The organism is Vibrio taketomensis, assembly GCF_009938165.1.
Taxonomy (GTDB): Bacteria; Pseudomonadota; Gammaproteobacteria; order Enterobacterales; family Vibrionaceae; genus Vibrio; species Vibrio taketomensis.
Genome location: NZ_AP019649.1, coordinates 2,234,988 through 2,257,569, shown reverse-complemented (window position 1 = coordinate 2,257,569; position 22,582 = coordinate 2,234,988). Strand labels below are relative to the sequence as shown.

17 protein-coding genes and 2 pseudogenes are annotated in these 22,582 nt (G+C 44.2%); 6 read left to right on the top strand and 13 right to left on the bottom strand.

Annotated elements, in window-relative coordinates; genetic code table 11:
* Positions 1-8: 8 nt before the first annotated feature.
* A complete protein-coding gene (locus tag Vt282_RS10390) occupies positions 9-656 on the bottom strand; it encodes an LPS-assembly lipoprotein LptE (RefSeq protein ID WP_162063326.1) in 648 nt (215 codons plus the stop codon).
* 191 nt (positions 657-847) lie between these two features.
* Complete coding sequence (leuS, locus tag Vt282_RS10385) at positions 848-3,421, bottom strand: leucine--tRNA ligase (protein WP_162045781.1); 2,574 nt, start codon at positions 3,419-3,421, stop codon at positions 848-850.
* Positions 3,422-3,658: 237 nt separating this feature from the next.
* Here leuS and Vt282_RS10380 point away from each other — a divergent pair.
* Positions 3,659-4,128 (top strand): annotated as a pseudogene (locus tag Vt282_RS10380) (zinc ribbon-containing protein).
* Positions 4,129-4,198: 70 nt separating this feature from the next.
* Here the strand turns inward: Vt282_RS10380 and lnt are convergent.
* The 5 genes from lnt to miaB form a co-directional block, all read right to left on the bottom strand.
* Positions 4,199-5,716: an apolipoprotein N-acyltransferase gene (lnt, locus tag Vt282_RS10375; protein ID WP_162063325.1), complete on the bottom strand. Its 1,518-nt coding sequence runs from the start codon at positions 5,714-5,716 to the stop codon at positions 4,199-4,201.
* Positions 5,717-5,745: 29 nt separating this feature from the next.
* Positions 5,746-6,645, bottom strand: coding sequence for a CNNM family magnesium/cobalt transport protein CorC (gene corC, locus Vt282_RS10370; RefSeq protein WP_162045784.1), 900 nt, complete (start codon positions 6,643-6,645; stop codon positions 5,746-5,748).
* Positions 6,646-6,745: 100 nt separating this feature from the next.
* On the bottom strand, positions 6,746-7,210 hold the full coding sequence (gene ybeY, locus Vt282_RS10365; RefSeq protein ID WP_162063324.1) for an rRNA maturation RNase YbeY: 465 nt from the start codon (positions 7,208-7,210) through the stop codon (positions 6,746-6,748).
* Positions 7,210-8,307: a PhoH family protein gene (locus Vt282_RS10360; protein WP_162063323.1), complete on the bottom strand. Its 1,098-nt coding sequence runs from the start codon at positions 8,305-8,307 to the stop codon at positions 7,210-7,212. The genes ybeY and Vt282_RS10360 overlap by 1 nt, the downstream gene beginning before the upstream one ends.
* Positions 8,308-8,377: 70 nt before the next feature.
* Positions 8,378-9,802 (bottom strand): tRNA (N6-isopentenyl adenosine(37)-C2)-methylthiotransferase MiaB, encoded by a 1,425-nt coding sequence (gene miaB / locus Vt282_RS10355; protein WP_162063322.1) that lies wholly within the window; start codon positions 9,800-9,802, stop codon positions 8,378-8,380.
* Positions 9,803-10,061: 259 nt separating this feature from the next.
* On the opposite strand from miaB, the gene Vt282_RS10350 reads away from it, so the two are divergent.
* Positions 10,062-11,210 carry a 2-octaprenyl-3-methyl-6-methoxy-1,4-benzoquinol hydroxylase gene (locus tag Vt282_RS10350; protein WP_162063321.1) on the top strand — a complete coding sequence of 383 codons (1,149 nt, stop codon included), beginning with the start codon at positions 10,062-10,064 and terminating at the stop codon, positions 11,208-11,210.
* 73 nt (positions 11,211-11,283) lie between these two features.
* On the opposite strand, the gene crr is transcribed toward Vt282_RS10350, so the two are convergent.
* From crr to cysZ, 5 genes and pseudogenes are all read right to left on the bottom strand, one after another.
* The gene (crr, locus tag Vt282_RS10345) at positions 11,284-11,769 is read right to left on the bottom strand and encodes a PTS glucose transporter subunit IIA (protein ID WP_162063320.1); all 486 of its coding nucleotides are present in this window, start codon (positions 11,767-11,769) and stop codon (positions 11,284-11,286) included.
* A 205-nt stretch (positions 11,770-11,974) separates the two neighbouring features.
* Positions 11,975-13,699, bottom strand: a complete 1,725-nt coding sequence (gene ptsI, locus Vt282_RS10340) for a phosphoenolpyruvate-protein phosphotransferase PtsI (RefSeq protein ID WP_162063319.1) — start codon at positions 13,697-13,699, stop codon at positions 11,975-11,977.
* A gap of 135 nt (positions 13,700-13,834) precedes the next feature.
* Positions 13,835-14,092 (bottom strand): HPr family phosphocarrier protein, encoded by a 258-nt coding sequence (locus Vt282_RS10335; RefSeq protein ID WP_162045791.1) that lies wholly within the window; start codon positions 14,090-14,092, stop codon positions 13,835-13,837.
* 298 nt (positions 14,093-14,390) lie between these two features.
* The gene (gene cysK, locus Vt282_RS10330) at positions 14,391-15,359 is read right to left on the bottom strand and encodes a cysteine synthase A (RefSeq protein ID WP_162045792.1); all 969 of its coding nucleotides are present in this window, start codon (positions 15,357-15,359) and stop codon (positions 14,391-14,393) included.
* Between the two features lie 201 nt (positions 15,360-15,560).
* Positions 15,561-16,291 (bottom strand): annotated as a pseudogene (cysZ, locus tag Vt282_RS10325) (sulfate transporter CysZ).
* A 221-nt stretch (positions 16,292-16,512) separates the two neighbouring features.
* On the opposite strand from cysZ, the gene zipA reads away from it, so the two are divergent.
* The 4 genes from zipA to Vt282_RS10305 all read left to right on the top strand — a co-directional run bounded on the left by zipA (position 16,513) and on the right by Vt282_RS10305 (position 22,120).
* On the top strand, positions 16,513-17,448 hold the full coding sequence (gene zipA / locus Vt282_RS10320; RefSeq protein ID WP_162063318.1) for a cell division protein ZipA: 936 nt from the start codon (positions 16,513-16,515) through the stop codon (positions 17,446-17,448).
* A 112-nt stretch (positions 17,449-17,560) separates the two neighbouring features.
* Positions 17,561-19,573, top strand: coding sequence for an NAD-dependent DNA ligase LigA (gene ligA / locus Vt282_RS10315; RefSeq protein WP_162063317.1), 2,013 nt, complete (start codon positions 17,561-17,563; stop codon positions 19,571-19,573).
* Positions 19,574-20,131: 558 nt separating this feature from the next.
* Positions 20,132-21,244: a porin gene (locus Vt282_RS10310; RefSeq protein WP_162063316.1), complete on the top strand. Its 1,113-nt coding sequence runs from the start codon at positions 20,132-20,134 to the stop codon at positions 21,242-21,244.
* Between the two features lie 81 nt (positions 21,245-21,325).
* Positions 21,326-22,120 (top strand): YccT family protein, encoded by a 795-nt coding sequence (locus Vt282_RS10305; protein WP_162063315.1) that lies wholly within the window; start codon positions 21,326-21,328, stop codon positions 22,118-22,120.
* A gap of 117 nt (positions 22,121-22,237) precedes the next feature.
* Here the strand turns inward: Vt282_RS10305 and Vt282_RS19920 are convergent, their stop codons facing one another.
* Positions 22,238-22,411 carry a hypothetical protein gene (locus Vt282_RS19920; RefSeq protein WP_167515604.1) on the bottom strand — a complete coding sequence of 58 codons (174 nt, stop codon included), beginning with the start codon at positions 22,409-22,411 and terminating at the stop codon, positions 22,238-22,240.
* Between the last annotated feature and the right edge of the window lie 171 nt (positions 22,412-22,582).

The following is a 22,582-nucleotide window of genomic DNA, read 5'->3' as shown; positions in this document are numbered from 1 at the left end:
ACTATCTCTTATTGCTCAAGCAATGGCTGCTCTATATCAAGAGAATTGGTGTCGTTTTCGATGGTTTTGATTTCGTATTGTTCTTGCTGTTGAGCACGTTCGCGAGCTTGTTGCTCATCCAGTTCTTGGCCAGTTAGCATCGTGCCCGCTTCGATATCTGCTTTTAGACGACCCATTTGACGAATAATTTGAGTGGCAGCCAGTTTGCGCATCTCATCTTCGATCATGTCGCGTTCAACCGATTTTGCCAGTGCCGTTAATGGGTTGTCCAAATAGCTGCGAGTTACACTAGTTGAAAATGTACGCGCACCAAGATCAGGAATTGTTACTCGATATGAAGCGCGGAAAGTCAGTTCTTTTTCAGCGGCACGGGTGTTTTGGTATAGCGATAGTGTACGTTCACCCACACCTTCACTAAGAAGGTGTAAATTCGGGATGTTGGCGGCTGGTGGAACGATTTTTACTTCACTCATACGCAGTTGTGAGCGCACCATGCGAGTAAAGGTACTGTATTGGTCGTAGCTGGTGAGAGACATGGTGTCGAGCTCTTCAGGAATCGAGTAATCACCACGCAAATGGAAACCACAAGCAGTCAAAAGGCTAGCAGTTAGCACGACACTCGCTAACTTGATAGAAGAAAAAGAAAATAGACGCATTGACGTACGGCTCTCTGTTATTGGTTATTTATCTCAAACTACTCATCAAATCATGGTATTGAATAGGTTGAGATAAATATTAAACAGGGTAGAAAAGCTACCCTGTTTATATTGTCTCTTTCTCCAACAAAGATGCCAAGTTATCAGCATCTTCATTGTGAGGAAGGTGCGACTTAATTGGTCAAAACCAATTAGTTCGCAACGATGTTTAGTAGTTTACCCGGTACATAAATCACTTTGCGGATGGTTAAGCCATCAGTGAATTTAGTCACGTTTTCATCGTTTAGACCAAGCTCTTCCACTTGCTCTTTGGTTGCATCTGCCGCAACCGTTAGTTTCGCACGAAGTTTACCGTTCACTTGAACAACAACGGTTTTTTCGTCTTCAACGAGTGCTTTTTCATCAAACGTTGGCCATACCGCGTTATCGATGTCTGATTCACCCAGTGCAACCCATAGCTCGTAAGAGATATGCGGAGTGATAGGATATAGCATCGCCACGACTGCTTTTAGCGCTTCATCAAGAATGGCACGATCTTGTACGGATTCTTGTGGCGCTTTCGCTAGCTTGTTCATCAGTTCCATGATCGCTGCGATGGCTGTGTTGAACGTTTGACGACGCGCAATGTCATCGCTCACTTTAGCGATAGTTTTGTGTACGTCACGGCGTAGTGCTTTTTGCTCACCAGACAGTGCTGCTGCATCAACCGTTTCTGCTGCGCCTTTTGTAGTGTGCTCTTTCACTAGTTTCCAAACACGTTTTAGGAAGCGGTTAGCACCTTCAACGCCAGATTCTTGCCACTCAAGCGTCATGTCTGCTGGTGAGGCAAACATCATAAATAGACGTACCGTGTCAGCACCGTACTTATCTACCATCTCTTGTGGGTCAATACCGTTGTTTTTAGACTTAGACATTTTGATCATGCCTGAGTGCTCAACGTCACGACCTTCGCTATCAACAGCTGAAGTGATGCGACCTTTACCGTCACGCTCTACTTTTACTTCTGTTGGAGCAACCCATTCTTTACCACCTTTTTCATTGGTGTAGAAGAATGCATCTGCTAGTACCATGCCTTGGCATAGTAGCTGTTTGAACGGTTCATCAGACGTTACGTAACCAGCATCACGCAGTAGTTTGTGGAAGAAGCGTGAGTACAATAGGTGCATACAAGCGTGCTCGATACCACCGATGTACTGGTCTACTGGTAGCCAGTAGTTCGCTTTTTCTGGATCTAGAATGTCATCAGCTTGTGGTGAACAGTAACGTGCGTAGTACCAAGATGATTCCATAAAGGTATCGAAGGTGTCAGTTTCACGTAGTGCTGGTTCGCCGTTGAATGTGGTCTTCGCCCATTCTTTGTCTGCTTTGATTGGGCTCGTTACGCCATCCATTACCACGTCTTCTGGAAGAATCACTGGTAGTTGGTCTGCTGGTACAGGGTGAACTTGACCGTCTTCAGTGGTTACCATTGGGATTGGTGCGCCCCAGTAACGTTGACGAGATACGCCCCAGTCACGTAGACGGAAGTTAACCGTCTTAGTGCCTTTGCCTTCAGATTCTAGTTTTGCTGCAATTGCATCGAATGCTGCTTGGAATTCAAGGCCATCGAATTCGCCTGAATCGAACAGTACACCTTTCTCAGTGTATGCCGCTTCAGAAACATCAAGCTCGCTACCATCAACTGGCTTGATTACTGGAATGATGTCTAGGCCGTATTTGGTTGCGAATTCAAAGTCACGTTGGTCGTGAGCAGGAACCGCCATTACCGCACCTGTGCCGTAATCCATCAGTACAAAGTTAGCAACGTAGATTGGCACTTCACGACCGTTTAATGGATGAATTGCAGTAAGGCCAGTCGCCATACCTTTTTTCTCCATTGTCGCAAGCTCGGCTTCTGCCACTTTAGTGTTTTTACACTCGTCGATAAATTTCGCTAGCTCTGGGTTATTCTCAGCCGCTAGCGTTGCTAGAGGGTGACCTGCTGCGATACCGACGTAAGTTACACCCATTAGCGTGTCAGGGCGCGTTGTGTACACTTCAAGGTCTTGTTGACCTTGAACTTCAAACTTAAGCTCAACACCTTCAGATCGACCAATCCAGTTGCGCTGCATGGTTTTAACCATCTCTGGCCAGCCTTCGAGCTTGTCTAGATCGTCAAGTAGCTCTTGAGCGTATTCAGTGATCTTAATAAACCACTGTGGGATTTCTTTTTGTTCTACCGGAGTGTCACAACGCCAGCAGCAACCATCTTCCACCTGTTCGTTAGCAAGAACAGTTTGGTCATTTGGACACCAGTTAACAGAAGAAGTCTTTTTGTAAACCAGACCTTTTTCGTACAGCTTAGTGAAGAACTCTTGTTCCCAGCGGTAGTATTCAGGTGTACAAGTTGCGAATTCACGATTCCAGTCGTAGCCAAAACCTAGCAGCTTAAGCTGGTTTTTCATGTATTCGATGTTTTCGTATGTCCAAGGCGCAGGGGCAGTGTTGTTTTTTACTGCTGCGTTTTCCGCTGGAAGACCGAATGCATCCCAACCGATAGGTTGCATTACGTTTTTGCCTTGTAGACGTTGGAAACGAGATACCACATCACCGATGGTGTAGTTACGCACGTGACCCATGTGCAGTCGGCCACTTGGGTATGGGAACATTGATAAACAGTAGAATTTTTCTTTGTTTGGGTCTTCACTTACAACAAAGGTCTTGTTGTTGTCCCAGTGCTGTTGAACCTTCTGTTCAATATCTTGTGGGTTATATTGCTCTTGCATCGATGATATCCGGTTATCGTGGAAAATGTGAGTTCAGTTAGAACAGACAATAATTGATCGTCATAGAATACATAAAGGAGTAGAGTTCAACAATAGCCAACACTGTTCATCGTTGACTTTGCGGTGATGTTAGCGGCTTTATCGCTTTGTGTCGTAGTAAATTGTGCGGTGTGAAGTCCTGTTTTTATGACGACATGGCTGAGCAGTCAGCCTACCGAGAATTACAAGGGGGTGTCTATGCCTAAACGTAAAGCGGGTTATGAAGAAATGTTTGAAGATGTGGTTGATGCACTCAAACATAGTCCAGAAGAAGTGAGTCATGTGCTAGAAACCTCAGGTAAATATGTTGAGGCGGCCAATGATATGACCAAAGACGAATTGGCATTGATTTCGGCTTACGTTAAGTCGGATCTCAAAGAATTTGCCGATAGCTACGAGGAATCGAAAAAGGCCCATTTTATTTGATGGTGGCCGATTCAATCTGGCAGGGACTGTTGGAAATTACTGACCGGACCAAAGTGGAATGGGTTGAGTTGTTTGCCGATTTAGAGCATCAAGGACTTTACCAAGCAGGTGAGGTGATAGGTTTAGGTACATTGGTGTGCGACCACTGTGGTCATCAAACGCAATACAATCACCCAACGGTGATCATTCCTTGTACTCAATGTGGACACAAAGCCTTTTCTCGTAAGGCGCTGAAACCATAGTGAATGATGTGATTGACGATAAATCAAATGTCAAATAAACGAAAGGGCTCAAACGAGCCCTTTTTTGATCTTATTTAGATTGTCTTCTCATGCGCCATGTCAACGCAAGGCATAATACAACCCAGATATAGAGTGGCCAGCTGCCAACGCCATGGTAAGGTGTTTGACCTTTCGTTGAACTGACTCGTGCACGTAATACACCAGTTTCAAACTGAGGAATTTGCGCTGTGATGTTGCCTTTGTAATCGGTAACCGCGGTTAAACCATTGTTGGTTGAACGAATCACCGGTTTACCAAATTCTAGGGCACGCATGCGCGCGATTTCCATATGTTGTAGTGGCCCAATCGAGTGGCCAAACCAAGCATCATTAGACAACGTTAAAATGAAATCGGTGTTGTCATCGATGTTCTCACGGACTTGTTCACCAAAAATGATTTCATAACACAACGCTGGTGCGAGCTGTTTACCATTGGCATCGATATTTGGCTGAATGTACGCACCACGACTAAATGATGACATCGGTAGATTGAAGAATGGCGCAATCGGGCGCAAAAAATCTTCAAACGGTACAAACTCACCAAATGGCAATAGATGATGTTTGTGATAACGCTTGGATAGATCGTAGTTGTAGTCACCGTATGCAGTTGAGCCTACGGAGAGAATACTGTTGTAGAAACGGCGTTGATTATCGCGGTTGACCACGCCGGTAATGACAGCGCTACTATTGGCTCTTGCCGTGCTATCTAAGCTTTTTAGGAAAGGTTGAACTTCGTATTCAAACGCTGGAATAGCCGCTTCCGGCCAAACAATAATATCTGCATCCCAGTTTGCAACCGAGAGATCAGTATATTTATTGATGGTTGGACCGCGTTGGCTTGGTTGCCATTTTAGTGTTTGGTCAATGTTGCCTTGAATCAGAGCAAAGCTTGTATTGCTATCGGGATCCGGTGTCACCCATTGAATATTGCGTAGCCCAAAACCAGTCGCCAGAATGATCGCAGGTAGAATGAGCGTGAGCCATCGCTTGTTGATGATTGCATAGCAGATCCCTGCCGCACTCATTACAATCAGTAAGGTAATTAATTCTACGCCACCAATTGGTGCAAAGCTTGCCATCGGCGAGTCTATTTGGCTGTAGCCAAGCCATAGCCACGGAAAACCCGTCATTACCCAGCCACGCAGCCAGTCACTAATTAGCCACAATGCGGGTGCAAGAATAAAGAAGCGGGTGCGATTATTTTGCGGGGCAAAGCGATTTAGCAGACCCGCGAATAAAGCCGGATAAATCGCGAGGTAGCCAATCAGCATGGCCATTAAAAATACGCTGGCAATCTTAGGCATTCCGCCAAAGGTATCAATACTGATATGAACCCAGCTAATGCCGGTAGTGAACTGACCAATACCCCAAGCGTAACCAATCCAAGCTGCTTTTTTGGCTGATTGACCATTCAGTAACCATAAAAGTGCAGCAACACTAATGAAGGCTAAAGGCCAGACTTGGTATGGGGCAAATGCGAACGTTGTTAAGGCGCCAACAAAAGCGGCCCCAACGGGCCGCTTGAGGCGATGAACTAGCTTACTAATCATCGTATTTTTCTTATTGAGTGAAGGGTGGATTACTCTTCAATTGGTTGAGTTAACTGCTCTTCATCTGGCACAGTGACTTGTAACTGCACTACGCGACGGTTGTCGGCAGCGGTTACTTTAAAGCTGTAACCTTCGATCTCAACGATTTCACCGCGAGAAGGTAGGTGGCCAAATGTTGTCATAACTAAACCACCAACGGTATCCACTTCTTCATCACTGAACGAAGTTCCAAACGTTTCGTTGAACTCTTCAATAGTGGTGAGAGCTTTTACAGCAAAGGTGTGTTTGCTTAGCTGACGGATATCCAGTTCTTCTTCATCGTCGAATTCATCTTCGATGTCGCCAACGATTTCTTCTAGGATATCTTCAATGGTTACTAGGCCTGACACACCACCAAATTCATCCACTACGATCGCCATATGGTAGCGTTCTTCACGGAATTCTTTGAGTAGACGGTCAACACGTTTGCTTTCAGGAACAACCACTGCAGGACGAATCACTTGTTCGATATCGAACTCTGCACTGTTTGAACCTAGGTACTTAAGTAGGTCCTTCGCTAGTAGAATGCCTTCCACATGGTCTTTATCTTCGCTAATTACTGGGTAGCGAGAGTGTTGAGCATCGGTAATTAGTGCTACAAGAGCATCTAGATTATCAGTGCGTTCAACGGTAACCATTTGCGAGCGCGGGATCATAATGTCACGTACACGCATTTCGGCGATTTCCATTACACCTTCAAGCATATCACGGGTGTCGTGGTCAATCAGGTCATTGACTTCAGAGTCGCGAATTACATCGACAAGCTCTTGGCGATCTTTTGGTTCACCTTGAAATAGTTGACCTAGGCGTTCAAAGAAGGACTTTCTACTCGGACCTTCAGATTTTTCTTTCTTACCTTCTACAGACGAGGGCGAATTGTCTTCGTTCATTGTGTCTCATTACAAAATCGCTATCAGAAGTGTGATAGCTCACATCGGTGGCTAAAACTGCAAATTGGTTGGAGTGTTAGCCAACACCAAATAACTGTAGTTACTCTTTCTCTGCAATGTATGGGTCTTCATACCCCATTTTTTGCATAATTTCAGTCTCGAGCGACTCCATCTCTTCAGCTTCGTCGTCTTCGATATGATCATAACCTAGCAGATGCAGGCTGCCATGTACAACCATATGAGCCCAATGTGCCAACAAAGGCTTATCTTGCTCAATTGCTTCTTGTTCAACAACTTGGCGACAGATGATTAAATCACCAAGCAGATTGATTTCGATACCAGGAGGCGCTTCGAAAGGGAAAGAAAGTACATTGGTTGGCTTGTCTTTACCGCGATATTCGAAGTTAAGCTGGTGGCTCTCTTTCTCATCAACAATACGTACCGTTACTTCAGCATCTTGTTGAAATATCGAAATCGCATTAGATAACCATGAGTGAATCTCATCGAAACTAGGCAAGCCACTTTCATCTTCGACGGCCAGTTGTAGATCGAGTTCGATAGTCATTACTCTTTATTCTCCGGAGCTGATTGGATTAGCTCAGTTTTTTGTGCTTCTAATAGTTTGGCTTCGCGTTCTTCGCGGCGACGCTTTTCAAACTCTTTGCGCTCTTTTTGGTCTTGCGCTTCCCACTTTTCATAAGCGTTAACAATACGCGCTACTACTGGGTGGCGGACAACGTCGTCTGCTAGGAAGAAGTTAAAGCTAATTTCTTCAACTTCGTTCAATACTTCAATTGCATGACGCAGACCAGATTTCGCGCCACGTGGTAAGTCAATCTGGGTCACGTCACCAGTAATCACAGCACGCGAGTTAAAACCGATACGAGTGAGGAACATCTTCATTTGTTCCACGGTGGTGTTTTGGCTCTCATCAAGGATGATAAACGCATCATTTAACGTGCGACCACGCATGTAAGCTAGTGGAGCCACTTCAATTACGTTGCGCTCAATCAGCTTTTCTACGCGTTCGAAACCGAGCATTTCAAATAGCGCATCGTAAAGTGGGCGTAGGTATGGATCGACTTTTTGACTCAGGTCGCCTGGTAAAAATCCAAGCTTCTCACCCGCTTCTACCGCAGGACGAGTCAGTAGAATACGGCGGATTTCTTGACGCTCTAGCGCATCTACCGCTGCAGCAACAGCAAGGTAAGTTTTACCCGTACCAGCAGGGCCAATACCAAAGCTAATGTCGTGAGTGACCATGTTGACTAGGTATTGCGCTTGATTTGGTGTGCGCGGTTTGATGACACCTTTTTTCGTCTTAACAAAGACTTCTTTGCCGTGCTCGATGCTTGATTCGAAATCTTGCTCTAATACGCCAGTTTCTTTGATCGCTAGATGGATCTCTTCTGGCTCAACATCTGGAATGTTGCCACGAACAGGGGCGGTATTAACGTAAAGCGTTTTAATGATTTCTAGTGCAGCAGCAGCGGTGTGAGGTTTGCCCACAATCGTGAAAAAGTTGCCACGGTAGCTGATTTCAACGCCAAGGCGGCGTTCTAAATGCTTGATATTGTCGTCAAAAGGACCGCACAAACTGGCTAGACGGCGGTTATCGGCAGGTTCTAGATCGATTTCTAGAGTTACGATTTTATTGCTCAAAGTTACCTCTCATTATTGCCACACGATGGAGAGCTGATAACGACCAGCTCTCCTATGGCGTTTTACGAGCTTAAGGCGTGAAAGTTGCAACACCTAGCTCATCTTCGCGGCGGGTTTTAGCCATCATTTGCATTGGCGAAATCACGCTACGAAGGTCCATGTCTTTTTCAGTACGTACTAGCTCACCGCGTAGTGAGTTTGCAAATACATCTACGATCTTAACATCGACGAATTGACCGATAAGATCGGCACTACCTTCAAAGTTTACAACGCGGTTGTTTTCAGTGCGAGCACGCAGCTCCATAAGATTCTTCTTCGAAGGACCTTCAACCAGTACACGTTGCTCAGTACCCAGCATTAGGCGTGAGTAACGCATTGCTTGTGAGTTGATAGTTTGTTGTAGCTCGTACAGACGTTCTTTTTTCACTTCTTCGCTTAGATCACATGGGTAATCTGCAGCAGGCGTACCTGGGCGAGGAGAGAAGATAAAGCTGAAGCTCATGTCGAAATCAACATCTTTGATTAGCTTCATCGTGTCTTGGAAATCTTTGTCAGTTTCGCCTGGGAATGCCACGATAAAGTCAGAACTGATTTGAATATCAGGACGTGCTTTACGCAGTTTACGAATAATTGACTTATATTCGATAGCTGTATGTGGACGCTTCATCATAGTAAGAATACGGTCACTACCACTTTGCACTGGTAGGTGCAGGAAGCTCACTAGCTCTGGCGTGTCTTCATATACTGCGATGATGTCATCAGTAAACTCAAGTGGGTGACTTGTGGTGAAGCGAATACGATCGATACCGTCAATCATCGCCACTAGACGTAGCAATTCTGCAAACGAACAGATTTCGCCATCGTGAGTCAGACCGCGGTATGCGTTTACGTTTTGACCCAGCAGGTTAACTTCACGTACGCCTTGCTCTGCAAGTTGCGCGATTTCGTAAAGTACGTCATCCATTGGACGGCTAACTTCTTCACCACGAGTGTAAGGTACTACGCAGTAAGTACAGTATTTAGAGCAACCTTCCATGATTGAAACGAATGCAGTTGCACCTTCCGCGCGAGGTTCTGGCAGACGGTCAAACTTTTCGATCTCAGGGAATGAAATATCCATTACAGGCGCTTCGTCTAGTTGAGATTGCTTGATCATCTCTGGCAGACGGTGCAGTGTTTGTGGACCAAAAATTACGTCAACAAATGGTGCACGCTCACGAATGTGGTCACCTTCTTGAGTTGCCACACAACCGCCAACACCGATCACAACACCTGGTTTTTTATCTTTTAGTGTCTTCCAACGGCCAAGCTGGTGGAAAACTTTTTCCTGTGCTTTTTCACGGATCGAACAGGTGTTAAGTAGAAGTACGTCTGCTTCATCAGGGTCTTCTGTTAGCTCGTAGCCGTTTGCAGCGTTAAGCAGGTCGGCCATTTTCGATGAATCGTATTCGTTCATCTGGCAACCCCAAGTTTTAATTAGCAGTTTCTTACTCATCTCACTTTCGCTCGTGTTAAATCTTAAAATTGGTTGAACTACTATGATATTGGTAGCTCAATATATAGCCGCCCTCACGGCGGTAAGCGGCGTATTGTACTGCTTTAAAAAGCACCTGACTAGTGTTGTGGCAAAATCAATCAAAGCCCGATTTTACAAGGGCTTTGCCCATTGAAGTGATAAGGTTTTTAGTTACATTGTGGTTATCAATACGTACAATTAAAATTCATACACAAATCAAGATGATGACGCTTAGAAAATGAACAGATTTGAAATTGCAGTAATCGGCGGCGGCATGGTTGGAGCTGCGGTCGCCCTTGGTTTTGCCAAGCAAGGACGCCAAGTGGTGATGGTGGAAGGGCAACAGCCAATGCCATATTCAGCAGAACAACCCATGGATATTCGCGTATCAGCGATTTCTCATCATTCGGTGCAGATTCTCGAAGAGTTGGGCGCTTGGCATGCAATTCAAGCGATGCGTGTTTGTCCTTATCGCCGTTTGGAAACTTGGGAGCACCCTGAGTGTCGGACTCGTTTTCATTCCGATGAATTAGGATTGGAACAACTTGGCTATATCGTCGAAAACCGCCTGATTCAACTTGGTTTGTGGCAACAGTTTAAGCAATACCCGAACTTGAGCGTGATCTGTCCAGATTCATTAGCATCAATTGAATTTGGTCAAGACGTACAGATTACATTGACTTCGGGCGCGACACTCAACGCAGAGTGGATTGTGGGCGCTGACGGTGCCAACTCTTTTGTTCGTCAGCAAGCAGGGATTGGTATTACCGCTTGGGATTATCGCCAGCACTGTATGCTTATCAATGTAGAAACCGAGTTGGAACAACAAGATATTACTTGGCAACAATTTAACTCAACCGGTCCTCGTTCATTTTTACCTCTATGTGGACAGCAAGGGTCATTGGTTTGGTACGACTCGCCTAAACGCATTAAACAGTTGTGTAATATGAGTAAAGCCCAACTGCGAGATGAAGTATTGGCGCACTTTCCACAAGAACTCGGTGATGTTCAAGTTTTGCAATTTGGTTCGTTTCCACTTACGCGCCGTCATGCACAGCAATATGTGAAAAATCGATGCATTCTGGTTGGCGATTCCGCTCATACCATTAACCCATTAGCGGGGCAGGGTGTGAATCTCGGTTTTAAAGATGTGGATGCATTATTGAAGGCAACGGCAGGGGAACTGTTGAGTGATGAACGTTTAGCTAAATATGAGCGTGAGCGTCGTGGTGATAATTTACTGATGCAAACGGGGATGGATGTCTTTTATATCGGGTTTAGCAATGATATCGCACCACTCAAACTGTTGCGTAACGCAGCGCTAAAATTGGCCGATAAAACCGGACCTGTAAAACAACAAGTGTTGAAATATGCTCTGGGCTTATAATTTCCGGAATATTAAGCAATAGATACAAAAAACGCTGCACTGGGCAGCGTTTTTTCGTTTCGCTAAGTAGTAATTACTTAGTGATTCGTAGTACTGGCGTTTCACCAACAGTTACTGAACCAGAAAGCTTGTTTAGCTCTTTGATTTCGTCCATGTTAGAGATAACAACAGGAGTTAGAGTTGACTTAGCTTTTTCTTCAAGAAGTGCTAGATCGAATTCGATAACAGTGTCACCAGCTTTAACTGTTTGGCCTTCTTCAGCGATACGTTTGAAGCCTTCGCCTTTAAGTTCAACAGTGTCGATACCGAAGTGAACGAATAGCTCAACGCCGTCGTCAGATTCGATAGAGAATGCGTGGTTAGTTTCGAAGATTTTACCGATAGTACCGTTTACAGGAGCTACCATCTTGTCGCCAGTTGGTTTGATAGCAATACCGTCACCAACGATTTTCTCTGCGAACACTACATCTGGCACATCTTCAATGTTTACGATTTCGATAGCACCAACATCTGCGCTGTCATCAGATACTAGCTTCTTAAGTTTATCAAACAGACCCATTGTGTCATGCTCCTAAGGTTTAGTTTTATTCTTTCGCAATATAGTATACCAATCTGGTCGAATAAACGAATTATTTTAACAATACAAATTGCTAATAAAGATGCTACAACTTGGTATTTAAACCACTGTAAACTAGGTTTTATTGTCCCAGTTTACAGTGAAGTAGTAACTTGTTCAGTTTACTTAACTAGAGTGGTTATGCAGATTAGTTAGATTTTTCTGCAATGAACTTTTCTACAACTGCTTCGATTTCTGCTGCTGTTGGTAGAGACAGTGCTTCTTCTGCCATCGCTTTTACTTCAGCGAAGTTAGAGTTACGAATCACTTTCTTAACCACAGGGATAGAGATACCGCTCATAGAGAATTCATCTAGACCCATGCCTAGTAGTAGTAGCGTAGCACGCTCGTCGCCTGCTAGCTCACCACACATACCAGTCCATTTACCTTCAGCGTGTGACGCATCGATAACTTGCTTGATCACAGTCAGTACCGCTGGAGATAGTGGGTTGTAAAGATGAGAAATCATCTCGTTACCACGGTCAACCGCAAGTGTGTACTGAGTTAGGTCGTTAGTACCGATAGAGAAGAATGATACTTCTTTCGCTAGGTGGTGAGCGATTGCAGCAGCTGCTGGAGTCTCAACCATTACGCCGATTTCGATGTTTTCATCGAATGCGTGACCTTCTGCGCGAAGTTCTGCTTTGTATTCTTCGATTGCTTCTTTAAGCGCACGGATTTCTTCAACAGAGATAATCATTGGGAACATGATACGTAGTTTACCGTGTGCTGATGCACGTAGGATACCACGTAGCTGGTCACGTAGGATTTCACGACGATCCAAGCTGATACGCACTGCACGCCAGCCTAGGAACGGGTTCATCTCTTTTGGTAGATCCATGTATGGAAGATCTTTGTCGCCGCCGATGTCCATAGTACGGATGATAACTGCTTGACCTTCCATTGCTTCCGCAACTTCTTTGTAAGCTTGGTATTGCTCTTCTTCAGTTGGAAGGGCAGTACGGTCCATAAATAGGAACTCAGTACGGTACAGACCAACACCTTCGCCGCCGTTACGAATAATACCGTCACAGTCTTTTACTGTACCGATGTTACCGCAAACTTCTACACGGTGACCGTCTAGAGTTTCTGCGTGTAGGTCTTTAAGTTGCGCTAGCTCTTCTTTTTCTGCAAGGAATGCAGCTTTCACTGCTTTTGCATCTGCTAGCTCTGCTTCTGATGGATTGATAACAATCTTGTTGTTCATCGCATCAAGAATCAGCATGTCACCGTTCTTCACTTTCTTAGTGATGTCGTTTGTACCAACGATCGCTGGTAGCTCAAGAGAACGTGCCATGATTGAAGTGTGAGAAGTACGACCGCCGATGTCACAAGCAAAGCCTAGTACGTAGTCTAGGTTGATTTGTGCAGTTTCTGATGGCGTTAGGTCGTAAGCAACTAGGATAACTTCTTGGTCAATATCGCTTAGAGAAACGATGTTGATACCTAGTGCGTTTTTAACAAAACGTGAGCCGATATCGCGGATATCAGTTGCACGTTCTTTTAGGTATTCGTCGTCTAGAGATTCTAGAGCACAAGCTTGTTCTTCGATAACCGTGTGGATTGCGTTGTCTGCAGTCAGCTTGTCATTCTTGATTAGTGCTAGGATTTCTTCTTCTAGCTCTTCGTCTTCAAGAAGCATGATGTGACCTTCAAAGATCGCTTCTTTTTCTTCACCGAAGGTTTCAAGTGCTTTTTGCTTGATGGTTTCAAGCTGAGCTGATGATTTGTTACGAGCGTCAAAGAAACGCTGAACTTCTGCTTCTACTTGATCGTCAGAGATTGTGTTTGTGTTTAGGACAATTTCATCTTCTTGAAGTAGTAGTGCTTTACCAATAGCAATACCAGGAGATGCTAGGATGCCTGAAATCATAGCCTTACCTTAAATTGGTCAACTTTAATTTGGGAAAAATGGATGTGCTAACGTTAATATGTAGCTTAACTTAGGGTCTATTTCCAACAAAGCCATTCTGTTTTCACAAAATGGCTTTGAAAATAGAATACCGAATTAGTGTAGTGTATCCATTAGAGCAACTAGGTGGTCTACAGCTTGTTGAGCTTGAGGACCTTCTGCTGAAATTGTTACAACAGTACCTTTAACTAGGCCAAGAGTTTGTAGCTTGAATAGGCTCTTTGCGCTAGCGCTTTTGCCGTTTGAAGTCACAGTGATGTCAGCGTCAAACGCTTTTGCTTCTTTTACGAATTGCGCAGCAGGACGAGTGTGAAGGCCGTTTTCTGCAGTGATTTCAACTTGCTTCTCGTACATTTTGTATACCCAATTAATTTATATTTTAGATAGTATATTAACCAAATCTAGCTTAGCGACTATTGTTGCTACCTGCTAATTAAAGTAGTTAGCAATTTGAGCCACTGCCGATATCGGTTGAAATTTTTTGGTAACGATTGAACAGTACGCTGTCATCATCACCATTTAGATATCGTTTGGCAATATTATTTTGAAGCCAAAAATAAAACATTGCTGATATTACCAAAGGTGCGGTCAGGATCAACAAAAAAGCCCCTGAACGGGGCTTTTTTAGACGAAAAATTGATTTGGGTAGGTATTACTGTTGGTTTTCTTTCTCTGTAAAGATACCTGCAAATAGCGCTGTACTTAGGTAACGCTCACCCGAGCTTGGTAGTACGACGACAATTGTTTTTCCTGCAAATTCAGGTAGTTCCGCAATTCTGTTGGCTGCAACTACTGCCGCGCCCGATGAGATGCCAGCAAGGATACCTTCTTCTTCCATTAGTCGGCGTGCCATTTCAATTGCATCATCTGAGGTTACTGATTCGACTCGGTCAACTAATTCCAAATCTAGGTTGCCAGGGATAAAACCAGCACCGATACCTTGAATTTTATGTGGTGCAGGTTGAATGTCTTGTCCTGCTAGTGCTTGGGCAATAACTGGTGATTCTGCAGGTTCAACAGCGACAGATGTAATCGCTTTACCTTTTTCACCCTTGATGTAACGGCTCGTACCCGTAATAGTACCGCCCGTGCCGACACCAGCCACTAATACATCGATCGCACCATCTGTCGCTTCCCAAATCTCTGGTCCTGTAGTTTTTTCGTGAATCTGTGGGTTTGCAGGGTTATCAAACTGTTGTAGTAGAAGATATTTTTCTGGGTTGCTTGCGACGATCTCTTCTGCTTTAGCGATAGCGCCTTTCATACCTTTCGCCGCTTCGGTCAGCTCAAGTTTTGCACCTAGGGCTTTGAGTAGCTTACGACGCTCAAGACTCATTGATTCAGGCATCGTCAGTGTCAATTTGTAGCCGCGAGCAGCTGCAACGAATGCGAGGGCGACGCCTGTATTACCACTGGTTGGTTCAACTAGCTCAACACCTGGTTTTAGTTTGCCTTGTTTTTCAGCATCCCAAATCATGTTTGCGCCGATACGACATTTAACGCTAAAGCTCGGGTTACGCGCTTCAATCTTAGCCAGTACGTTTCCTTTCGATACTTTGTTTAAACGAACAAGTGGCGTGTTGCCGATAGTCAGTGAGTTGTCTTCGTAGATTTTGCTCATTGTTTGGTCCTTCATATAGATGGCTATTTGCTCGCCTGTCAGATGCTGACCGCGCAAACATTAATTGAATGAGATTAGATTAGGACTTTTCGAAAATGAGAGAAGGATTAAAAGTTATATCTTATTTAAAATGTCTAAATAACGTTTATAAGATTGGAAATGGGAGGGTTCTGAGCATGAGAACCCTCTCGCTGCTATCTGTTACTTCTTAAACTCGTTGACCCACATGGAGGTGGCACCGCATACCGCTACAGGCATTACAATTAAGTTTAAGATTGGAATAGTAGTAAAATACTTACCAAAACACCAAAGCCATAAGCCTTTGATTGTTTTTGCTTCAAGCTTAATCGCATATCGTTAAAGCACACTTTGTGGTTATCGAACGGGTAGTCACAATATTGAATCGCTAAGATCCATGCAGTGAAAATGAACCATAATACCGGGCCAAGCGTTTGTCCTAATGCCGGAATGAGTAATAGCAAGAACAAACCAATTGCTTTTGGCAGTACATAACGCAATTTACGCCATTCTCTAGCCAGAACTCGAGGAATGTCTTTTACCACGCCTAGAGGACCTTCGTCGTTTAGTTTCACGCCAGTTAGATGCTCTTCCACTTTTTCTGCCAATAGACCATTAAATGGTGCGGCAATAAAATTCGCTAAGGTGCTAAAGAAGTAGGAGAACGTGGCGAGAATCGTCAGTACTAGCAATGGCCACAATAGATAGCTAAGCCAAGAGAGAAACTCTGGCAATTGCCCAACCCATTGATTAATCCAACTGTCTAAATGAGAAAAAAGATAAAACAGCGCACCACCAACCAAAATAATATTGGCCAGCAGAGGCATAATTACGAAGCGGCGAATACCAGGGCGAAGTGCTAACTCGATGCCGTGAAAGAAATAGCCAAACCCTGAGCGAGATGTAGTTTGCATTGTCATAGTGTTTCGTTTGAGTAGAAAATGAGCTTTTTTTATCTTAACAAGAAAAAAGCGTGTTCAAAATCACAACATTGTTGGAACTTCTAACATTAATTTGTTCTAAAACCTAGGATAGTTTTGGTAAAGTTATTGCCCAATAGGTTTAATCAACTTAGCAGTGGCTCGAAGTTCGGTTCTCGAAGTTCGATTTATGGCTAAGCAAATGAGAGCAGAAGATGCAGGAATTGCGATTCGTACTTATCGTGGTTGGCGCCCTTGCCATCGCCGCGTTGTTGTTCCACGGTCTATGGACGAGTAAAAAAGAAGGCAAGTCAAAATTTAGTGACAAGCCATTAGGGAAGTTAGCGGTGGAAGGCGATGAAATTTCTGATCGCTCAAATGAACGCGCTTTTGCTCCTGAAGACGATTTTGAAATCATTCGTAAAGATACCAAACCATCGACTTTCCGTGATGAAGAGCTTAATGACGATCCTTTAATGGGTGATCCGCTGGTTTCTGATTACCCAGTACAAGAAGAGCCAGAAACGCCAGCGGCAAAAAAAGTGGAAGAACCTTTGGATAATATTCCTTCAATTTCCGCACTTGATCGTATCGAAATCGATCTAGAGCCAGTTTCTTCGCCTACAATGGTTCAAGCCGAGACAAAGCCAGAGCCTGTTGAGCAAGACGTTAAGCCTGACGAAGAACTAGAGGTTGTCGCGCCTGAGCCTCAGGTAGAGGCTGAACCCGAGCCAGAGGTCATCATTATTAATGTGCATTGCGCTGGTGAAGAGCCATTTGTGGGCACCAAGCTATTTGATAGCATGCAACAGCATGATCTGGTTTACGGTGAGATGAATATTTTCCATCGTCACACAGATTTATCTGGAACGGGTAAAGTTCTCTTTAGTGTGGCGAATATGATGCATCCAGGCACCTTAGAGCATAATGACCCTGCGGAATTTACCACCAAAGGCATTTCGTTCTTTATGATGCTGCCATGCTATGGTGATGAAGAGCAAAACTTTAAGTTGATGCTTCAAACCGCGCAGCAAATCGCGGATGATCTCGGTGGCCGCGTGTTAGATGATGCACGTAATTTGCTTACACCAAATCGTATTGATGGATACAAAACGCAAGTCAAAGAGTATAAAGCTCGCAAAGCCAGCTAAATGTAAACATTCTTGTTTAAGGCTCCTAATCAGGGGCCTTTTTTAATTGCGCTTGAACCGAGTGCGTCACACGTTCATTATTAGCCAAATCCTATCGAAAATTGAGTCATATATGTCGACAGAAATTCAACAAAAACTCGAACAACTACGTGAAACTCTTCATTACCATGCGGTACGTTATTACGTAGAAGATAGCCCAGAGATTCCAGATGTTGAGTACGATCGCCTGATGCGTGAACTACTCGATATCGAAGCGCAACACCCTGAACTCGTCACAATCGACTCTCCAAGCCAACGTGTGGGCGGTATGCCACTTGATGGTTTTGCTACAGTCAGTCATGAAATCCCAATGCTTTCGCTGGACAATGCGTTTGATGACAGTGAACTGAATGCGTTTCATAAGCGCATGATTGACCGCTTGCCTGCGGCTAAGTTTGATCTGTTTTGTTGCGAACCTAAGTTGGATGGCTTAGCCGTGAGCTTGTTGTATGTTGATGGGATTCTTGTGCAAGCAGCAACTCGTGGTGATGGCACAACAGGTGAAAATATTACTGAAAACGTGCGCACCATTGCTGCGATTCCACTGAAGTTACGAGGTGAAGGTTGGCCGCAACGCATTGAAGTGCGTGGTGAAGTGTTTATGCCGAAAGCGGGCTTTGAAAAACTAAATCAAGTCGCGCTCAAAAAAGGTGAAAAAACATTCGTTAACCCACGTAACGCCGCTGCGGGTAGTTTGCGCCAATTGGACTCGCGTATTACCGCAACGCGTCCACTCAGTTTCTATGCCTACAGTGTGGGTGTGGTAGAGGGTGTTGAGCTTTCTGGCAGTCATTACGATCGCTTCTTACAGCTTAAGGGGTGGGGGCTACCTATGTGCCCTGAAACTAAGCGAGTTGCGTCTCTTGAAGAGGTGAAAGCGTATTATCAAGATATTCTGACTCGTCGTGACGAGTTGGCGTATGAAATCGACGGCGTGGTGATCAAAGTCGATGATATCGCGCTGCAAGAACGTCTTGGTTTTGTTGCTCGAGCGCCGCGCTGGGCTATTGCGTATAAGTTCCCAGCTCAAGAAGAGATCACCTTGTTGAATGATGTGGAATTCCAAGTGGGTCGTACCGGCGCAATTACTCCGGTGGCTAAGCTGGAGCCTGTATTTGTCGGTGGTGTAACCGTAAGTAATGCGACGCTGCACAATGCTGACGAAATTGCGCGCCTGCAGGTAAAAATTGGCGATAGTGTGATCATTCGCCGCGCAGGTGATGTGATTCCTCAAGTCGTCTCTGTGGTGCTTGATCGCCGTCCCGAATCTGCTCGTGACATTGTATTTCCTACTCAATGCCCTGTGTGTCGCTCTGAAGTTGAACGCATAGAAGGTGAAGCCGTTGCGCGTTGTACGGGCGGGCTCGTGTGTCAAGCTCAGCGTAAAGAGGCGTTAAAACACTTTGTATCTCGCAAAGCGCTAGATGTGGATGGTTTGGGTGAAAAAGTGATTGAGCAATTAGTTGACCGAGAAATGGTTGAGACGCCAGCAGACTTGTTTAATCTAAGTGCAGGAGTGTTGACCGTTCTTGAACGCATGGGACCTAAGTCAGCGCAAAATATTGTCAATGCGCTAGAAGCCTCGAAGCAAACCACATTGCCTCGCTTTCTCTATTCACTCGGTATTCGCGAAGTGGGAGAAGCAACGGCGGCTAATTTGGCTAACCACTTTAAATCGCTTGAATTGGTGATGGAAGCGACGCATGAACAGTTGGTTGAGGTGAGCGATATTGGTGCGGTCGTTGCCAGCCATATCGAAGCGTTTTTTGCGCAGGATAAGAACAAGCAAGTGATTGCTAAACTGATTGAGCAAGGCGTTCACTGGCCAGAAATCGCAGAACTCTCGGCTGATACGCCACAGCCTTTAGCTGGTAAAACGGTGGTATTAACCGGTTCATTATCGCAGCTTTCTCGGGGAGAGGCGAAAGCGGCTTTAGAAGCGCTTGGCGCAAAAGTGACGGGTAGTGTGTCGAAGAAAACTGATATTTTGTTTGTTGGTGAAAATGCGGGCTCTAAATTAGCCAAAGCACAAGAGCTGGGTATCGAAGTTCAAACAGAGCAAGATTTAGTTAATTTGATGGCGTAGAGTCTTATCACTCATCTATCGATGGCATTTAAGCGGAATTATTTTGCGTAAAATATCTAAAAATCGATTTATATTAGCTTAACAAATGAGCATCTCCTTTTGAGGGATGCTTTTTTTCATCAAAATAAAGCGCGGATTTTACTAATAAAGTTCAAAAATAATAAAGTGACTTTGATCTAATTATGTCTTTATCAAATTACAACCACTAGAAATATGCGGCGCAGATCAAATTTAGTTGAGTGATATTGTGTTTAAGTTATTGTTTTTATTATTTTAAAATAGTGCTCTAAAGTTCAATTTATCAGTGCGATCTAGATCACTAGTTTGGAAAAAGTATGTCTTGGGTCATATTTTTATATAGAAATTAAGTTCTGATTGATGTTTTTGCCGCGAAGTTAGTCTTAGGGCTACGGATACACAACAAGTGTACAACGACTTTAAAATCGAAATGACCAATGACGGCGTTTTGGGTTTTATAAGGAAAATCTTTTCCCTTCGGCGGCCAACTTAAGGGAAAGGGCAATAAAACAGCTATATCCATTTTTAGGAGTTTTTTCCATGGACAAATTTTTCAAACGCACTCTAGTGTGTGCAGCAGTAGCATTCGCTGCTGGTTCTGCAAACGCAGCAGTAGAACTAAACGGCCAAGCACTACAGCTTTACGGACAAGCAGCTGGTAGCCTTCAAATCAACAACCCTGAAGCTGGCGATAACAATACTCTAGTTGAGATCGAATCACGTATCGGTTTCCGTGGTAATGTTGAGTTTGATAACTTTGCACCGAACTTCATCTACCAAATCGAAACTGGTAACGCATGGAACCGTGGCGCGAATGGCGACGGTCAAGGCGCGTTCGGTGGTCGTGATACATGGCTAGGTCTAGAGTTTGACGGCGTTGGTCAACTAAAAATCGGTCGTCAACTTGTAGCTGCTTACAACTACGTTGACTGGCCACACTCAAACCCAGGTCTAGGTAACGTATTTGATTGGCACAACGCTATCAAAGCTAGTTACCAAGATCGTGCAAACGACGTAATTCGCTTTGATTCAGCAACTTGGAATGGTTTCAACTTCCAAGCAACTGTAAGCGGTATGGCTGAAACTAACGAAGCAGTTGTATTCAGTGCTGCAGCATCGTACACCAACAGTGTATTCAGTGCACACATCGGTCACTACACTCAAAATGAATACGACAAGAAAGTAGCAGCAACAGATCCTTCGTTCGGTTTCTTACCTACATGTGATAAGGAATCTGAAGCGGATTTAGCTGATCCAACTTGTTACGGAAGTGTTGCAGGTTCTGCAGCTAAGACTGAAAAAGCAGGTGATGTAAGTTACACAATCGTCGGTGGTAGCCTATTCCTAGGTGATATTACACTGACAGCTGCATACAAAAACATGCAAAATGACCTAACAAACAATGAGCAAGATGCTTATTCTGCAACAGCTCAGTATGTAATCAATGGTCAATGGGTTCTAAAAGCAGGTTATGCTGCTACTGGTGAATCTAAAAATGGTGACAACGATGACTCTCGCGCTATCACAGGTCGTCTAGGTTACCTACTACCAAGCACTTACCTATACATGGACGTACGTAACTACGACATGCTAGGTGATAAAGAAGAAGGTGACGGTACTAACATCCTTCTAGGTGCAGAGTACTACTTCTAAGTTAATACTTAAAAGTTAGTCTAACTGTCAAATATTGCGAGCACTCATAGTGAGTGCTCGTTTTTTATCAGGAGAAGATAAATGAAGCTAATAAAATCATTGTTGGCGATTGGTGTAATGACTACTTCATTCACTCCGTATGCGGAAGTTGGGCTTAACTTTCATCGAGATTTGACCCCTATTATTGTTGAAGGCGAAGAGATGGGATTGCTCACCTCTGCCAAAGGTGGTTTTCAATTAGATAATGGCACGAATCAATTTGTGTTTCGCATGGCAAAATTGATTGAGAGCAATGGTGGCGAACGAGAAAAGTTCAATTCCCATGCTTTTGTTGTTAGTTTTGATGCACAAGATACCAAGGTTGTTTTAGAACCGACTATGCGCGTAATTCGTGAAAATGAGAGTATCGAATTTAACCGCAATCCTCGTGTTGCTTTGGTTGATCAAAGCGGCAAGAGTGTAGATTTTACAATTGATATGTTACCAGCTGCTGGCGATACTTTATTTGGTCGCGATTATACCGCAGACCTTGCAAAATATAATAAACAACATGGCATAATCGGCCACAATGAAGAGTTGGCAGCGGAGCAAGTTGCAGTCGTGCAGGCTGCCCCAATCACAGTTTCAGATGCACCAGTTAAGGTGGTCACCATTAATGCAGGTGAAATTGGTCCAGTTGCGATGGTGCAATATTGGATGGAAAAAGCAACGCCAGCGGAAGCTGAGCAGTTTACGGATTGGGCGTTTGACAACCGCGCGACAAAATCGATGAAAGCGCTTGAAGGCTCTAAACCGGTAGAGATGTTGAGTTACTGGTATAGCGAAGCAGAGCTAGAGCAAAGAAAACAAATTCTAGCTTGGTTGATCAGTCGCTAATTGAAAGCACTTACAATTTACGAAAGTTCTCATACTAAAGGGCACTTGTGGTTATCCACGAGTGCCCTTTATCTTTGTACATGGAAAATCTAAATGCATAACCTTTTTACTATGCGCTTAGTATTTCACTTCACCACCGTTGGTTTTACATACGCCACTTGGGATGTAATCTAGCTTGCCATCTGGGTATTGACACTCAACCCAAGGTCCGCGTTCAGTAGCCGCATTAGTACCAGCAAATACAGAGAAAGATAGTAGCGCAGTGCAGAATAGAGCAGCGATTTTTTTCATAATGAGTTCCTCACATTTGAACAATTGTTTCTATCTACCGTTATCAAAGCTGGTGAATACTAAATAAGCTTTGTTTATCACTTTGTCCTTTAGCTCCAAACAAAGCGACCGATGTATTCAAAACGCCAAAGACAAAATAGATAGAGGTTTCGTCAGTTGTTTAGGTGATCT

Coding starts and splice junctions, on each gene's coding strand:
- Vt282_RS10390 (WP_162063326.1), bottom strand. CDS start 656: ATGCGTCTATTTTCTTTTTCTTCTATCAAGTTAGCGAGTGTCGTGCTA.
- leuS (WP_162045781.1), bottom strand. CDS start 3,421: ATGCAAGAGCAATATAACCCACAAGATATTGAACAGAAGGTTCAACAG.
- lnt (WP_162063325.1), bottom strand. CDS start 5,716: ATGATTAGTAAGCTAGTTCATCGCCTCAAGCGGCCCGTTGGGGCCGCT.
- corC (WP_162045784.1), bottom strand. CDS start 6,645: ATGAACGAAGACAATTCGCCCTCGTCTGTAGAAGGTAAGAAAGAAAAA.
- ybeY (WP_162063324.1), bottom strand. CDS start 7,210: ATGACTATCGAACTCGATCTACAACTGGCCGTCGAAGATGAAAGTGGC.
- miaB (WP_162063322.1), bottom strand. CDS start 9,802: ATGAGTAAGAAACTGCTAATTAAAACTTGGGGTTGCCAGATGAACGAA.
- Vt282_RS10350 (WP_162063321.1), top strand. CDS start 10,062: ATGAACAGATTTGAAATTGCAGTAATCGGCGGCGGCATGGTTGGAGCT.
- crr (WP_162063320.1), bottom strand. CDS start 11,769: ATGGGTCTGTTTGATAAACTTAAGAAGCTAGTATCTGATGACAGCGCA.
- ptsI (WP_162063319.1), bottom strand. CDS start 13,699: ATGATTTCAGGCATCCTAGCATCTCCTGGTATTGCTATTGGTAAAGCA.
- Vt282_RS10335 (WP_162045791.1), bottom strand. CDS start 14,092: ATGTACGAGAAGCAAGTTGAAATCACTGCAGAAAACGGCCTTCACACT.
- cysK (WP_162045792.1), bottom strand. CDS start 15,359: ATGAGCAAAATCTACGAAGACAACTCACTGACTATCGGCAACACGCCA.
- zipA (WP_162063318.1), top strand. CDS start 16,513: ATGCAGGAATTGCGATTCGTACTTATCGTGGTTGGCGCCCTTGCCATC.
- ligA (WP_162063317.1), top strand. CDS start 17,561: ATGTCGACAGAAATTCAACAAAAACTCGAACAACTACGTGAAACTCTT.
- Vt282_RS10310 (WP_162063316.1), top strand. CDS start 20,132: ATGGACAAATTTTTCAAACGCACTCTAGTGTGTGCAGCAGTAGCATTC.
- Vt282_RS10305 (WP_162063315.1), top strand. CDS start 21,326: ATGAAGCTAATAAAATCATTGTTGGCGATTGGTGTAATGACTACTTCA.
- Vt282_RS19920 (WP_167515604.1), bottom strand. CDS start 22,411: ATGAAAAAAATCGCTGCTCTATTCTGCACTGCGCTACTATCTTTCTCT.